This window comes from Solibacillus sp. FSL W7-1464 (genome assembly GCF_038004425.1).
Taxonomy (GTDB): Bacteria; Bacillota; Bacilli; order Bacillales_A; family Planococcaceae; genus Solibacillus.
Genome location: NZ_JBBORC010000001.1, coordinates 1,137,846 through 1,153,745 on the forward strand (window position 1 = coordinate 1,137,846; position 15,900 = coordinate 1,153,745).

Below are 15,900 nucleotides of genomic sequence, written 5' to 3' on the forward strand. Positions count from 1 at the left end.
TAGGAGTTTGAAATGAAAGGTAAAATAGCAAAACAAAATAAACAGCCGTTTATACGAAATGTAATAATATTGGTTACCGGGACTGCTGCAGCACAAGTGATTACAATGTTGCTCTCTCCTATTATTACACGTTTATATGGTCCTGAAAGCTATGGAGTTATGGGGACATTTATGGCTATTATTGGTCTATTTACACCAATTGCAGCATTAACATATCCAACGGCAATTGTTTTACCTAAAAGCGATAGAGAAGCAAAAGGAATTGTTAAATTATCTATATATATAACAATTTTAATGTTTATATTTTCCTCTGTTATTTTACTTATATTTAATAAATCCATTATTGAATTATTTAAGATTGAATCTGTGTCGTCTTACTTATTTTTAATTCCTGTTGCTATCCTTTTCGGGGGATTATTAGAAACAATTGAACAATGGCTAATCCGAACAAAACAATTCCGGATTTCTGCTAAAATATCTATAATTCAAGCATTGCTTATTCAAGGCGGAAAAGCAGGCATCGGTTTAATTCATCCAGTTGCAATAGTCCTTATTATATTCTCTGCTATACAAAGTGGAGTAAAGGCTTTTCTTATGCTTTTATTTTCTAAAAATACAGAGGGGAAAATTTCATTAAATTTTTTAAATAGCAGGCAATCTTTAAAAACTCTTTCGAAGCAATATAAGGATTTTCCAATATACCGTGCACCACAAGTATTTTTAAATGCTACTTCACAAAGTTTACCGATCTTATTGTTAACAACTTTCTTTGGACCTGTAGCAGCAGGTTTTTATACACTTGGCAGAACAGTTTTGAATATTCCAGCAACATTAATTGGAAAGTCGGTAGGCGACGTATTTTATCCAAGAATTTCTCAAGCAGCTAATGAAGGAGAAAATTTAACCATCTTAATAAAAAAGGCCACACTATCACTTGTAGTTGTTGGAATTATCCCGTATGGTATTGTAATAATATTTGGTCCCGAGCTTTTTAACTTTGTATTCGGACAAGAATGGACAATTGCTGGAGAATATGCAAGGTGGATTGCTATATGGGTTTTCTTCATGTTTATTAACCAGCCGAGTATTCGTGCCTTGCCAGTTATAAATGCTCAATCTTTTCATTTGAAATATTCTGTATTAACGTTAATAATTCGAGTGTTAACTCTCGCAATTGGGTATTTTGTATTTTCAAGTGATATAGCTGCTATTGCCTTACTCGGATTATCCGCTGCGTTATTAAATCTTATATTAATTTTAATTACAATACAGTTAAGTAAAAAATTTGATCGACAACGAAAAAATCTTAACGTAATCTAACTTTTTTCTTTTAAATACTTCAATCTACTAGAAACAGAAAATAAAGCACATGAACATGGATGGCGATAAAAAATGAGTGATTTTATATATTCAAAAAAGAAAATAGAAAATGGAATATTGTCCAAGGAAATACAGAAAATATATCAGGATGATAAACCATCAGTTCAAGAATTCCATGGCGAATGGGGCTCGCTAGCTGTTAGTGATAATATATACAATGGATTTCAACTTTATGAAACAGATGATTATATATTAGTAGTTATAGGTGGGCCGTTATTGTGTTTCTTGGATAAGCAGTTTTTAGAAGATAATCATACATCTGAGGGCACAAAGCAAATTTATGAAAGAATTATGAAAGGGTTAATGGCTTGGGATCAGGACTTAAGCGGACCATTTGCAATCCTGATTATAAATAAAAAAACATCAAAGGTTGAATGTATTACTGACTTAATGTCATTTATACCAGTGTACTCCTTATGTGATTCTGGAAACATATTACTTTCAACTCATGTGGATGCTTTAGCAAGAGCTTCAGGTCAGCAATATAATATTGATTTTGTTTCAGAAGCAGACTTTATTCTTCATGGTGTAGTAACTTATCCATATACAATTTATAAAAATATTAGACAAATTGCACCAGCATCCAAGCACTTAATCGTTGCTAATAATACTGATATATTTACTGGAAATTATTGGATTCCAAGAGAAAAAGAGAAGTATAACTCAATTGATCAAGCAGCTTATGATTTAAGACAGGCTTTACAAAACTATGTCAATAACATTGCTGGTAGTATGACTAAAATAGGACAATTTATTAGTGGTGGGGAAGATTCACGTATACTCTCAGGACTGCTACCTAAAGATAGTACTAGAGATGCCTTTATATTCTTAGATAATATGAATCGTGAAGGAAAAGTAGCAAAAAAAGCTGCTCAATCTTACGGGGCAAACTTTAAAGTTGAATTACGAAGTAAATCTCATTATATAGATATACTCCCAGTTTGTCATCATCTAGTTGGTAGTGGCGCTCAATATCATCATGTGCATACCTTTGGCTTTCATAAAAAGTGCATGTTAAATGAGTATCCAGCAGTTTTTGGAGGATTATTTGCTGATGCTTTATTAAAGGGGGCACGTATTAAAAAAATTCGCAGTTCAATAAGATTTCCTTTTTTACCTCAAATAAAGAACTCAAATTATTCAGCGGCCGCCCCTGTAAATAGCGGCATTTTTAATAAAGAGGTTTTGTCACAATTAAATAATCGTCGTCAAGACCACCTGAACTATGTTAGCAGTTTTCGAAATAATTCTGCTGATGAATGGTTTGAACTCTGGCCGAGTTCTATGAATATGAGCATACCCAATATTTATGGTAATAGAAGATTATTTAGAAGCTATGAACCATTTATGTCAAAAGACGTTATTAAAATAAGTGCTAGTATTCCACAGAGGTGGAAACTTAATAGAAGATTATTCCGTCTTGCAGCAAAACCTCTATTAAAACAAACCAAATGGTTACTACATGGAGAAGGTAGATTGCCATACTTTCCATGGTACTTCAATATGTTTGTGCAATTTTTGTTTTGGTCTTATTATCAGATAGGAAAAAGAATAGGATTAATTAAAGGGAATCAAGGACCATGGGGGGAATGGAATAAAGTTATCAAGAGCACGTCATGGGAAAGGGCTATGGACAATTATTCTGATGGTATTAAGAGAATAGAAAAAGTACTAAATGAGAAAAATGTAAGAAAATTATTTAATGATACTGATTTAAATCAAATGCAGCAAATAAATTTAATGCAGGTTATATATAGTTTAAGTAAAAAAAGCCTCTAAATATATTAGCTAATTAAAGATTTTATAATAAAAAATTAAAATACCAAATTGAAGGTGTTAAAAATGAAAATAACAATTGCAGGAACAGGCTATGTAGGATTGTCAAATGCGATATTATTAGCACAACATAATGAAGTCGTTGCTTTTGATATTATTCAAGAGAAAGTTGATATGATTAATAAAAGAAAATCTCCTATCATTGATAAAGAGATTGAAGAATATTTAGCAACAAAGGAATTAAAGTTAACTGCAACAACAGATAAATATATGGCTTATAAAGACGCCGAATATGTCATTATTTCTACACCAACGAATTATGATCCAGAAAAAAACTATTTTAATACTAGAACTGTTGAAGCCATTATTGCCAATGTATTATCTATTAATCCAGATGCGATTATGGTTATCAAATCAACGGTCCCAGTTGGTTATACAGAGAAGATAAGAATGAAATTTAAAACAGAAAATATTATATTCTCACCTGAATTTTTAAGGGAAGGAAAGGCTTTGTATGATAACCTATACCCTTCACGTGTAATCGTTGGTGAACAGTCTGAGAGAGCTAAAGTATTTGCTGAATTATTAGTTCAAGGAGCTATAAAGGAAGATATTCCTCTATTATTTACTAATTCAACAGAAGCAGAAGCTATTAAACTATTTGCTAACACTTACCTTGCGATGAGAGTCGCCTTTTTTAATGAGCTTGATTCCTATGCTGAGGTAAGAGGATTAAACAGTAAGCAAATTATTGATGGAGTTGGTTTGGACCCACGGATTGGGAATCATTATAATAATCCTTCTTTCGGTTATGGTGGTTATTGCCTACCAAAAGATACAAAACAGCTATTGTCAAATTTTGAAGAAGTTCCCAATAATATAATGACAGCTATTGTTGATGCAAATAAAACAAGAAAAGACCATGTTTCCGATATGATTATTAAGAAGAATCCTAAGGTTGTTGGTATCTATAGGCTTACGATGAAAATGGACTCAGATAACTTTAGACAATCGGCTATTCAAGGTGTGATGAAGCGGATTAAAGCTAAGGGTATTGAAGTTGTTGTATATGAGCCAGAACTTCATGAAGAAACATTTTATAATTCAAGAGTAATTAATGATTTAGAAGAGTTTAAGAGAGTTTCAGATGTAGTAGTTGCTAATCGATTGACTGATGATTTACGTGAGGTAGGAGACAAGGTATATACAAGAGATTTGTTTAGTAGAGACTAATAAATTCCCCGTTGTGCCAATGGCTTAGCGTGCTTATTATTAAGTGTTAAATAGCGCCCACCTGTTTTCAAGTGGACGCTATTGTTATTCTCTCATTGTAGTTCGTTTAGGTATGAGGCAGTTGGACGGGATTTCATTTGAACCAAGGCATCAATGTATCTAGTTACTTCCTTTTTTTAAAAAGCTCTTTTATGAGAAATCGATCATATTTTTTCGAGTGAGTTAATGATAAGCGATTATCATGCGATACCACGAGGACAATTCAAATCAAAATCGCTGTGCACCAATTTACTATTTGCCAGAATGAAAATAAAGAAGGGGTAATTTACCGGCTTTGTGTTAGGTTTTAAAGTTCAATTTATATAGTTATAAAAAAGTGAGAAATGCATTTAATGGTTCTAACAGGATTGTGAGATTTCCTAGTAAGCGAGTACTTTTTAACGTATAATAGATTGAATTGGTGGAGAATAGATAATTCATATAACAGGTACCAACAAAATTGAATGGAGGAATTTTATTGCAGTTACAGTTATTAAAAACGCATATCTTAAACTATGATTTAACAAACATTGACTGGCAGCACTATACAAGAAAAGTGGAAGTACTTCATGATTATTTGCATCGTGATAATCATAATACAACGGGTTGGATGCATTCGCCGCTTGAAGATCAGTCAGAATTGTTTGGGCGTATTCATGAAGTTGCTACAGAGATAAAGTTGAAAGCAGATATCCTTATCGTTGTAGGTATTGGCGGATCTTATCTTGGTGCGCGTGCTGTGCAAAATGCGTTAACTCCCCATTTTATCGAACGGAAATCTGGTATTGAAGTAGTATATGTCGGTCAAAATATGAGCGGTGCATATGTACAGGGTTTAATTGATTATATAAAAGATAAGCGTGTCTATGTCAATGTCATATCAAAATCAGGTGGAACGATGGAGCCTGCATTAGCCTTCCGTGTATTTCGTCAATATATGGAGGACAAATACGGTGTTGAAGCGACAAATCGTATTATCGTAACGACTGATGCAGAGACAGGGTTACTGCGTGAGATTGCGTCTAATTCAGGTTACCGTCAGTTTGAAATCCCTTCAAATGTCGGAGGACGTTACTCAGTATTGACGCCTGTTGGATTACTACCGCTTGCTGTTGCTGGCATTGATATTGACACCTTAATGAACGGTGCCAAATCAGCTGCAACGGAGTTTTCAGCGTCTCACTTAGAGAACAATGAGGCATATCGCTATGCCGTATTACGACATGCATTGCATACGCAAGGCTATAAAGTAGAGTTGCTTGCATCTTTTGAACCTGCCCTAAAACGTTTCCATGAATGGTGGATGCAGCTTTTTGGCGAAAGTGAAGGGAAACAGGCGAAAGGTCTTTTCCCGACATCGGCGAATTTCTCGACTGATTTACATTCAATCGGTCAATTTATTCAGGAAGGCAGTCCGATATTATTTGAGACATTGCTTCACTTTAAAGAGATCAGTGTCGATTATAAAGTACCTTTTGATGAACGTGATGAAGATGGATTAAACTATTTAGCTGGTCGTACATTTAATGAAATTAATGCAGTTTCCAAAGAAGGGACAGCGCTTGCCCATTCGGAAGGCGGCGTGCCTGTTATTCAGCTGGAACTTGATAAATTAGACGAGTACCATCTTGGCTATTTAATTTTCTTCTTTATGAAAGCGTGTGCGATGAGTGCACTTTTACTGGAAGTCAATCCGTTTGACCAGCCGGGTGTTGAAGCCTATAAGAAAAAAATAATGGAATTGCTAAAGCAGGAAAAGGTGAAAAAATGATTACAGTTAAAACTCAGCTTGAACAATGGGCATCAGCTAAATTACCTGAATACTTAAAAAATGAATTGGATGAAATTCGTACAGATGAACGATTAGTAGAAGATCATTTCTATCAAAATGTAAAATTCGGTACGGGTGGCATGCGTGGTGTGCTAGGTGTTGGAACGAATCGTATGAATATTTATACTGTGCGCCGTGCAGCGGCAGGGCTTGCGCAGTATGTATGTGAAGGCGGTGAAGAAGCGAAGACAAGAGGTGTTGTCATTGCGTATGATACACGTCACTTTTCGAAAGAGTTCGCTGTTGAAACGGCTAAAGTATTAGGGGCTTACGGAGTCCACAGCTATGTGTTCAGTGAATCACGTCCTACCCCAGAGCTTTCGTTTGCAGTAAGGTATTTATATGCCTATGCGGGGGTTGTCATTACGGCAAGCCATAATCCGAAACAGTACAACGGTTTTAAAGTATACGGTGCGGACGGTGCGCAGCTTGTACCTGCAGGAGCAGATACGATTGTTTCTTATATGGAAAAAATTGAAGATATTTTTGCGATTGAAACAGTGGAATTTGAACAGTACGGTCAATATATTTTAGAAAAGATAGATCAGGCCTATCAGTCCAGTCTGCTTCAGTTAAAAGAACAGCCTGTGAAAAGCAATATGAAACTTGTTTACACACCGCTTCACGGGGCCGGGTTAGTACCTGTATGTGAAGGGTTAAAAGCATTTGGCTTTGGTGAAGTACATGTCGTTGAAGCACAAGCTATTCAAGATGGTGCGTTTCCGACTGTTCCTTATCCAAATCCGGAAGAAGCAGCAGCATTCGAAATGGCAATGGAATTAGGTCATCAAGTAGGTGCAGATTTACTGCTTGCAACTGATCCGGATGCAGACCGTCTAGGTGTAGCAGTTCGAAACGGTCAATCGTATGAACTTTTAACGGGTAACCAGTTAGGGGCTTTACTGTTAAACTATATTTTACAAACAAAGCAAAGTAACGGGACCCTTCCTGAAAATGGAGTAATGATTAAAACAATTGTTACATCGGAATTAGGTGCGAAGATTGCTGTTCATTACGGTGTCGAGACCGTTAATACGTTAACAGGCTTCAAATACATTGCTGAAAAAATCGCTGAATATGAACAGTCAGGTGCTTTTAAATATTTATTCGGCTATGAGGAAAGCTACGGCTATTTGATCGAATCGTTTGTACGCGATAAAGACGCGGTGCAAGTGGCGTTAAAAGTAGCGGAAATGGCAAGCTTCTACGAGTCGAAAGGCAAAACATTGCTTGATGCCTTAGAAGATGTGTACAAGCAGTTTGGCTATTACAAAGAAGCACTCATTTCCAAAGTATTCGAAGGTAAATCAGGGCAGGAGGAAATGGCCGCACTGTTAGATGTGGTTCGCCAAAATCCGCCAGTTGAAATTGCGGGCAAAAAAGTTGTTTTATACGAAGATTATTTAACAGCGATAGCAACTGCGATTACAGGTGACAAGCTGCCGATCGATTTACCGAAAGAAAATGTACTGAAATTTATACTGGAAGACGAATCATGGATCGCCATCCGCCCATCAGGAACCGAGCCGAAATGTAAATACTATTTTGGGGTAGCAGGGGAAAGTGGTAGTCAAGCTTCAGAACGGTTGGAACAATTAAAGTTGTATTTTGTGTAGAGAACTGCAAGTACCGGGTGCACAAATAATTACAATAAAAATTATCCGAGAATAAAAACTAAAATTCGACAAAACTAGCCTTTGCCAACTGATTGGATTTATTCTATGATGTGAATATGTGGTCTAAATAGTAGAATTTGGGCAACTACATATTGTGACGAGTGGCTATATTGAGATTTAGTAACTTGTTCTAACACAAAGAGGAGCCATGCAGAGAGAATTAATCTCCTGCATGGCTCTTTTTTTATAGCACCTCAGAAATGTACTTTAACATCTCCTCAAACGCTATCATTCACCATTCCCCTCAAAGTCGAAGCGGTCATACTTCCGCGCCAGTTCATAATGATCGAATGCCTTTTGCGGTTGTTCCTGTTCCAGCAATTGACCTAAATAAAAATGAATGCGTGCATGATGCGGCTCATATTTCAAAATTGTTTCATAAGTTTTGACCGGATCTGCGAATTGGGCCAATGCTTCGTAATAGCGCGTTGCAAACTGGTTTTTATCCAGCGCTTCCGCTAAAAAGGCCGGTTGCCGCGTCTGTTCATAGTGAGCGAATGCATTTTCTGCCTGCAGCCATGTTGTTGCGCCTAAAGCTACGACTACCGCCATTATTGATGTGCCAATTACGCCAGGAATTCGGACGCTTTTTATGAAAATACTTTCACCCATTCCTTCGTATATAAACAGCAATAACAGGATGATCGAGATGCTGTAGGACAGGGTGAAATCAATGCAGCCATGGGCGAGCAAAACGATGATTGGCGGGAGCAGGGCTTTGTTTTTTTGCCATACTTTCCACAAGGCAGCACCTACTAGGAAAAGCATCAGCAAGAAACCGAATATGCCCGTTTCCAGTAAATGCTGTTCATAAAACATGTGCAGATCATTGGCGATATAGGGGGCTGACTGATATTCATGCATCGCAAATTGCCATGCTTCGCCGCCTGCGCCTAACATCCAGTAGTCTTGAATGGCTTGCCAAGCATCTTTCATATAAATAAACCGGTCCGCTAATGTTGCCACTGACAACCGCTGCTGGATTGAAGAAGGAATAAACGGTAATTGGAGCAGAACAAGCAGGCCCAGTCCTGCAACGATCACCCCTCCGCCAATGAAGACTTTCGGAAACGACCTGTCCCACTTTTTATTGTATTTCTCAATAATAAATGCACATAGAAACAGTAGGATCATGACGGAAAGTGCCGCAATCTGCATAGAAGGAATGAAAGAGAACAGGACATAGCCTATAAACCCGCTGCAACTAATATAAAGCAGCAAAAGTAAATAGCGTACATGTTGCTCTACCATGAATAAAGCAGCCAAAACAGCTAGCAGAACAACAAGCAATGCGCCGCGTGATTCCGTCATCCAAATTATCCAGGCTAATCCCGTCATGACCAATAGATTTACGTATCGCCAGGGCTGTTCCTGCAAATAGCTATGTACATGATACAGCAGTAATGCACCCGCAATCGCAGCAGTGGCATTGGCATACTGCAGCATGCCGTTTAGTCGCATCCCGCTGGCCGATAAATGATCATCTAAAAATAACAGGCTGCCGTCCACCTTGATCATCCCCATCAAAAGAGCAAGATGAAGGAAAACAAAAACACTGCTAAACAGCAGCATCCATTGTCGTGCATGGTGAATATAGGCAACCGGAACCCACATAAACAGGAGTGCATATGTGAGCCATTCAAGTATTTTCAATAAGCTTTGTTCAACCGATAATGTATTCCAAAGTGTCCACCCATAGCTGACGGCAATGAAGAAACAGCCGATCGACAGCCAGTTGAGGGGAGGGAGTCCACTTTTTGTGAGTAGACGATAAATGATGCTTCCTGAAAGTAAGAGGGCCACACCGATTGCGACGGGGATGAGCTGCTGGGCGCTATAGGCCCCGTGTATGAACAGCAAAACAGCCAATAGCGCAAGTACTTCCCATCCTTTAAAATAAGTAGCGTGTTTATTCATGCTGGAACCTCTTTGTCGTATTTTCTTAAATGATAACATGTCGCGTTCTATAGAAAGGTCTCTTTTTCTGCTGTGAGAAAAAGAGACCTGACGGATTATTTAATCGTAAATTGTTTTGTTTGGCCTGATTGTAACGCTTGTTTTTGCGCTGATCGGACAGACGGCTCTACGTATAGCGTGTAGGTCTCGCCTGAAACATAGCCTTCAGTCGGGGCGAAAATATACACTTGATCGCCTTCTACTTTATACGTTGTATCCATTTTGTCACCTTGTGGATTCAAAACATAAATGGAATCTAGATTTACCGAATCTTCATCGACAGCTGCCGAAAATTTGATGGTCCATTTTTTATCCTGATCATAGGTTACAGAAGTTACTGGTGGTGCCGGGACTACTGGCTGGATTTGGATGACCTCACCTGTATATTTACTGCGATAATTTACTTCGTCCCAAAAGAATTCAACTGCATAGAAAGAATCATCTGATAATTTATAAATAGAAGCATCTGAATATTCTTTTACCACTTTTCCTGTCGCAGTCTCGATCAGCTGTGTGCTCAATCCGCCTTGCGGGTTATATTTCATGACCGCAAAATAGTAATCCGAAAGAACATCGGGATGATTGAAAACATCGTGAAGGGTATACATTTCTTCATTGGCTTCGTTTTTAACGACAATCGAATAATAATCATTCGCTTCAATAGTTTGGGCAGTATAGCTGCTGTTCAGCTTTGTCTGATCAAAAACCGGATTAACTGGCTGATTTAATTTTAATTCGTTCGTATTCAAATCGTAGACAGCATATTCGAATGTCGGTTTATAGTCATAATTAGGGTCATAGCCGATCCCTTTTAAATAAACTGTGTCATTTTTTTGGATGGCATCCCAATATTCCTGGGTTTTTGGCAGTTCGATTTGGTGCAGGACTGCTCCTTCTTTGGAAATCGTGTAAAGGGATTTAGTATCCGCAACTAAGTCTGTGGATAAGAATGTAAAGGTATCTTTAAATTCGAATAAATTATTTTCCGCAAAATTTTCAGAGCCAAGAACGGAAGCCAATGACATTTCCTTGTTTGCGATCTTTAATGCATTATAGAAATAGATGGTATGGGTTCTATTTTCAAAATCCCTTAAAATCTCATAGCTGACTGTTGGCAGTGATACATTTTCCACTAATTTCAGTTGTTTTAAATCATAGATCAGACTTGACTTGAAGCCCTCTGATTCACCGTAAGTACTTGCTGCAAAACGAATGTACTCATCTGACTGGTAAATGGAAATCTTGCTCTCGGAATATAAATTAAAAGGTTCTGTATCGATTAATGCAAAGTCTTCGTCATATACTTCCAGTTGTTTTTTTGCATAATTGAAAAACAGTACATAGGCCTTTCCCTCATAATACACTAATTTATTGAGACCGTTTTCTAACTGTTTCGTGTTTTTTACACCTTGTTCATTCAGCTTTACGACATCGTAATTATAAACTTGTTGGTACGTCGCACTATCATAGCCAATCTCCAAATCTTCTACTATTACATCGCCAGATCCTGTATATACAGGATCGCTGATGCCATGGTAATGGTTGTATGTATATTTGACCCAACTTTCAACTGCTGCTTGAGCAGGAGCTACTACTGTGAATAATAATAGCGCACTCATCAAAAAAGCTAATTTCTTCATCCGGACACACCTTTTTTCTTAATTTTCTTTTTACTACTTAGTAATATTATAATAGTTTTTTTATTGATGTTTATATCCATCTCCCTTGATTTATATTAATTAAATAATCGTAATTAACTATATTATTATAATAATTAAAAATCAACAGTATTTGTGGAATGCAGCGGATGCCCCGATAGTTTAACAAAAAAAACCAATACCTTAGAAGTAATCATAAATGAATCAAAATCTTAGCCGCCGGATTCTATCAAATTCTCTGATTAGACCAATGTATTCCCGTATAAAGATGAATCATTCTGCATGATGTTGTCCGTCATTTTTCCGCAATCTTAAAGGAAAACTTCCAATATGAGGAATATATTAAACTGCTCGGGACTATACTATTAAAAAGACTATATTCAAACTTTCTGAAATATTGCATCACTATTCATGTCACCTTTTTCTCACTCTATTATTCACAGCTGAATTTTTACTAATCTTCCTGAACCAGTCTTAGTTCGTAACGTGAAAAAAATAATAGAAGGAGCTGTGATTCGTTTATGCAAATCCCTGCACAAGCAAAGCGCTATGCTTTAACGCAAATCGTAAAACTGTCCCCAATTGCTGCAAGTAAATTATTGTATTGGAACACATTCAAAACTCGTTTAAACCTGGAGAATCCAAAAACCTTCAATGAAAAATTAATGTGGCTGAAACTGTTTGAAGATGTTGAATTTAAAAGAAGATTTACAGATAAGGTGAGGGCACGTGAATATATGATCACGGTCGGCTACAACTATTTACTGCCGCCGCTGATTGGTATTTTTGATGAAGTAGAGGATATTATTTTTGAGCAGCTGCCGAGAAAGTTCGTTTTGAAATGCTCGCACGGTAGGGGCATGACGATTGTTTGCGAGAATAAACGAGAAATGGATTACCCGAAAACGAGGCGGCAATTGGCAGAAATGATGGCGACAGATTACTCGCTGAAATATGCGGAGCCTCACTATGGATCGATTCAGCCTAGAATTATTATCGAACGTTTAATCGAATCATCAACTGGGGATGATGCACAGGAATACAACATTCATTGTTTCCACGGGATACCGAAAATTATCGAATCGACGTTCGACCGCTTTACACCAAAAGAGCAAACGCTCATGTTAACACCTGATTGGTTCAATACGAATTATTTGAAGAAAAAGCATCCGTTTGACGAAGCAAAAGCAAAGCCTGCACAGCTCGATGAACTGCTCGCCATTGCCAAAAAGCTGAGCAAGCCGTTTACGTATGTAAGGGTTGACTTAAAGGTAGTGGATGAAAAAGTTTACTTTAACAATTTTACTTTCACACCGGACGCTTGTTTAAATAACCAGATTCAAGAAGATGACAGTCTGAAGCTTGGACAATGGCTTGATTTGGATATTGAGAAGTCAAGGCACCCGGTTTCTGTAGCACGTACAAAATATTAAACACTTTACTGTTTAGGGGGATTTCCATGATACCGATTGTGTCTGTAATTGTGGCAACACATAATGTTGAATATTCAATCAGAGAATGTCTGAAAAGCCTGCAGCAGCAAACATTGCAAGAAATCGAAGTGTTGATTATGAATAACGGTTCTTCTAAAGGAACAGCTCTTATTTGTGAGGAATTCGTCAGTGAGGATGAGCGTTTTAGTTTATTTAACGCACAAAGACTGACGCTGAGTGAAGCGCGTAATTACGGGATTCAGGAAGCAACAGGTAAATATATTGCCTTTATGGATGGACATGATTTTGTGGAAAGTACGATGTATGAGAAGCTCGTGCAGCGTGCAGAGCAGAAACATGCGGATCTTGTCCTGTGCGGCTATACGAAATACTGGCCGGAAACGGAGCGCAGAAAACAGGTGAAGGTGAGTGAAGCCTTATTAACAAAACCGAACCCTGTTAATTATTATCTGACAAAGCACACTGAGGCGTATATCATGCCATGGAACAAACTGTTTTTGCGTTCCATCATTATGGAGGAACAATTATATTTTGATAACCACCCATTTTTTGAGGATGTCGAGTTTATCGCGCAGTACTTATCTTTTGCGAAAAAGATCGCGATTGTAAATGAACCGCAGTATAACTTTGTGCAATATGAAGACATGCTGATGAAAAACTACAGTCCATCCATTGCCCATTCCCATGCGCAGACATATGCACACTTGAAGCAGTTTTTTGATAAAAGGCAATACCGCAATGTGATGGAAGGTTTAAATTTACGTTTGTACATTCATCGTTATCATCATGTGTTGTTAACTTCGTCAAACACAAGGCAAGTGAAATCGCTGGAACGGCAGATTATCCGGGAAAGCAAAAATTTTTCACAGCTTCCATGGAATCTGCGCATGATGAAGCCGTTAGTGAAAATGAGGGTGTATCCGACATTTTTCCGGTTAGTTCATAAAGTAAAGGCCTAAATTTAATACTGTACAACTAAAATTCGAAGCTGGATAAGGGGGGATATTTGTGATATTAGTCGTTGGTGGAGCGGGCTTTGTTGGAAGTCATGTCGTAAATTTATTGCTGGAAAAAGGGCCGGTCGTTGTGTATGATAATTTATCCACTGGGCACCGCGGGGCAGTTGATGAGCGGGCTATTTTTATTGAAGGCGATTTAGCGGATCAGAAACGTCTAACGCAAATATTTACATTGTTTCCGGTTCACACAGTGCTCCATTTTGCAGCATCGGGTTCGGTCAAGGAGGCAATGGGCAATCCTGAATATTACTATGAAAATAATGTCGGCGGCACTTTGTCGTTGTTGAAAGTAATGCGGGCATGCCGAGTGAAAAATATTGTGTTATCTTCTGCTGCATTAGCTGGTACAGAGGAAAATGAGCTTATACAAGGGCAACCATGCATGATCGAACAGATGCTTGAAGTGTATACGAAAGCCTACGATATGAATGGCATCGTACTTCGTTATTGTAAGAGCGCCCGTGTCCAAGCTTCGGTTACGGGGAGTCCTGAAGCTGCGATTCCTGAAAGCGCAGGAAACCAGGAGGGTAGCAATATAAGCGATGTAGCAAATGCCTATGTTTCGGCACTCGAAGCGCTGGAGCGGGAGGAGCCGGCATTTAGGATGTATGATTTGTCGGCGGTTAGTTCAAAAAACAGACATCCGGAGCATGGCTGGCATGCAGAACGAAATGTCCATGAATTGATAGAAGATGCCTGGAATTGGCAACAAAACTCGAAATGTTAGCTTCTTACGCTGTTACAAATCATTTTGTAGCAGTTTTTTTGCGTCTAGCGTGGGAAAAATGATAAACTAGTACGATGTTGAAGAAGAGAAAGAGTGGTTTTTAAAAATGAAAGTATTATTTATTGGCGATATTGTCGGTTCAATTGGTCGCGATGCGGTAGAGCAGTATTTGCCTCGATTGAAGAAGAAATATAATTTGGATGTAGTGATTGCAAACGGTGAAAACGCTGCAGCAGGGCGCGGCATTACACGTGCGATCTACAATGATTTACTGCAAATGGGTGTCGATGTCATTACGATGGGGAACCATACATGGGACAACAAAGACATTTTTGATTTTATCGATGATGCCGATTACTTAGTACGTCCGGCAAACTTTTCGAAAGATGCGCCAGGACGCGGTATGACACAAGTGTCGAAAAACGGTGTGACCATTTCGGTTATCAATCTCCATGGACGTGTATTTTTACCGCCGCATGAAGATCCGTTTGCGATGGCAGTCGAAATGGTCGAAGAAGCGAAAAAAACGTCGCCAATCGTATTTGTCGATTTCCATGCTGAAGCAACAAGTGAGAAAATCGCATTAAGCTGGCATCTGGACGGCAAAGCATCCGTAGTTGTCGGAACACATACACATGTCCAAACAGCGGACAACCGCATCTATCCAGGCGGTACAGCCTACATTACGGACGTTGGTATGACAGGTCCATACGATGAAGTGTTAGGCATGGGGAAAGATAACGTCATTTATAAATTCCTGACAAATATGCCGGCGCGCTACGAAGTACCAAAAAAAGGTCGCGCTGTACTAAGTGCCTTCTTCGTAGAAATCGATGATAAAACAGGAAAAGCCATCCGCCAGGAACGAGTATTGATTAATGAGGATAATCCGTTTCGTGGTTAAATAGAATTTTAGACACCTATTACTGAAGAAGGGGTAACAGCCTTTTGCGTTCAGTGATAGGTGTTTTTTACTAAGGGTTATTTAGGGTAAAGATTTAAAGCTGAGTTGATTGGAATGGAGGGGAGGAGACTCCACCGGGAACAGCAAAATTTATTTTGCGACGAAAGCGAAGCGACAGGAGCACCGAGTGAGAGGAGGAACAAAAGCTAAAAACGCCACGTCCTGTGGCAACGCTTTTGTGACCAAC

The 15,900-nt window shown here is 38.3% G+C and carries 11 protein-coding genes; 9 read left to right on the forward strand and 2 right to left on the reverse strand.

The genetic code is table 11. The features are described 5' to 3' along the window. Positions 1-12 precede the first annotated feature (12 nt). The 5 genes from MKZ25_RS05390 (at position 13) to MKZ25_RS05410 (ending at position 7,875) form a co-directional block, all read left to right on the forward strand. A complete protein-coding gene (locus MKZ25_RS05390) occupies positions 13-1,320 on the forward strand; it encodes a lipopolysaccharide biosynthesis protein (protein ID WP_340800563.1) in 1,308 nt (435 codons plus the stop codon). 72 nt (positions 1,321-1,392) lie between these two features. Beyond that, positions 1,393-3,159, forward strand: coding sequence for an asparagine synthase-related protein (locus tag MKZ25_RS05395; protein ID WP_340800564.1), 1,767 nt, complete (start codon positions 1,393-1,395; stop codon positions 3,157-3,159). A gap of 63 nt (positions 3,160-3,222) precedes the next feature. Further along, a complete protein-coding gene (locus MKZ25_RS05400) occupies positions 3,223-4,389 on the forward strand; it encodes a nucleotide sugar dehydrogenase (protein WP_340800565.1) in 1,167 nt (388 codons plus the stop codon). A gap of 517 nt (positions 4,390-4,906) precedes the next feature. Beyond that, complete coding sequence (locus MKZ25_RS05405) at positions 4,907-6,199, forward strand: glucose-6-phosphate isomerase (RefSeq protein WP_340800567.1); 1,293 nt, start codon at positions 4,907-4,909, stop codon at positions 6,197-6,199. Then, positions 6,196-7,875: a phospho-sugar mutase gene (locus MKZ25_RS05410; protein WP_340800568.1), complete on the forward strand. Its 1,680-nt coding sequence runs from the start codon at positions 6,196-6,198 to the stop codon at positions 7,873-7,875. Before MKZ25_RS05405 ends, MKZ25_RS05410 begins: the two co-directional genes overlap by 4 nt. Before the next feature lie 288 nt (positions 7,876-8,163). On the opposite strand, the gene MKZ25_RS05415 is transcribed toward MKZ25_RS05410, so the two are convergent. Both MKZ25_RS05415 and MKZ25_RS05420 read right to left on the reverse strand, forming a co-directional pair. Next, on the reverse strand, positions 8,164-9,852 hold the full coding sequence (locus tag MKZ25_RS05415) for an O-antigen ligase family protein (protein WP_340800570.1): 1,689 nt from the start codon (positions 9,850-9,852) through the stop codon (positions 8,164-8,166). Between the two features lie 95 nt (positions 9,853-9,947). Continuing rightward, on the reverse strand, positions 9,948-11,531 hold the full coding sequence (locus MKZ25_RS05420) for an Ig-like domain-containing protein (RefSeq protein WP_340800571.1): 1,584 nt from the start codon (positions 11,529-11,531) through the stop codon (positions 9,948-9,950). A 539-nt stretch (positions 11,532-12,070) separates the two neighbouring features. Here MKZ25_RS05420 and MKZ25_RS05425 point away from each other — a divergent pair. From MKZ25_RS05425 to MKZ25_RS05440, 4 genes are all read left to right on the forward strand, one after another. After that, the gene (locus MKZ25_RS05425; protein ID WP_340800573.1) at positions 12,071-12,982 is read left to right on the forward strand and encodes an ATP-grasp fold amidoligase family protein; all 912 of its coding nucleotides are present in this window, start codon (positions 12,071-12,073) and stop codon (positions 12,980-12,982) included. 26 nt (positions 12,983-13,008) lie between these two features. After that, entirely contained in the window at positions 13,009-13,962 is a 954-nt protein-coding gene (locus tag MKZ25_RS05430; protein WP_340800574.1) for a glycosyltransferase family 2 protein, read from the forward strand. A 49-nt stretch (positions 13,963-14,011) separates the two neighbouring features. Beyond that, on the forward strand, positions 14,012-14,749 hold the full coding sequence (locus tag MKZ25_RS05435) for an NAD-dependent epimerase/dehydratase family protein (RefSeq protein ID WP_340800575.1): 738 nt from the start codon (positions 14,012-14,014) through the stop codon (positions 14,747-14,749). Between the two features lie 106 nt (positions 14,750-14,855). Continuing rightward, on the forward strand, positions 14,856-15,653 hold the full coding sequence (locus tag MKZ25_RS05440; RefSeq protein WP_340800576.1) for a TIGR00282 family metallophosphoesterase: 798 nt from the start codon (positions 14,856-14,858) through the stop codon (positions 15,651-15,653). Positions 15,654-15,900: the final 247 nt, after the last annotated feature.

Excerpts from the sequence above, each read along its gene's own strand:
- MKZ25_RS05390 (WP_340800563.1), top strand. The coding sequence starts at position 13 with ATGAAAGGTAAAATAGCAAAACAAAATAAACAGCCGTTTATACGAAAT.
- MKZ25_RS05395 (WP_340800564.1), top strand. The coding sequence starts at position 1,393 with ATGAGTGATTTTATATATTCAAAAAAGAAAATAGAAAATGGAATATTG.
- MKZ25_RS05400 (WP_340800565.1), top strand. The coding sequence starts at position 3,223 with ATGAAAATAACAATTGCAGGAACAGGCTATGTAGGATTGTCAAATGCG.
- MKZ25_RS05410 (WP_340800568.1), top strand. The coding sequence starts at position 6,196 with ATGATTACAGTTAAAACTCAGCTTGAACAATGGGCATCAGCTAAATTA.
- MKZ25_RS05415 (WP_340800570.1), bottom strand. The coding sequence starts at position 9,852 with ATGAATAAACACGCTACTTATTTTAAAGGATGGGAAGTACTTGCGCTA.
- MKZ25_RS05420 (WP_340800571.1), bottom strand. The coding sequence starts at position 11,531 with ATGAAGAAATTAGCTTTTTTGATGAGTGCGCTATTATTATTCACAGTA.
- MKZ25_RS05425 (WP_340800573.1), top strand. The coding sequence starts at position 12,071 with ATGCAAATCCCTGCACAAGCAAAGCGCTATGCTTTAACGCAAATCGTA.
- MKZ25_RS05430 (WP_340800574.1), top strand. The coding sequence starts at position 13,009 with ATGATACCGATTGTGTCTGTAATTGTGGCAACACATAATGTTGAATAT.
- MKZ25_RS05440 (WP_340800576.1), top strand. The coding sequence starts at position 14,856 with ATGAAAGTATTATTTATTGGCGATATTGTCGGTTCAATTGGTCGCGAT.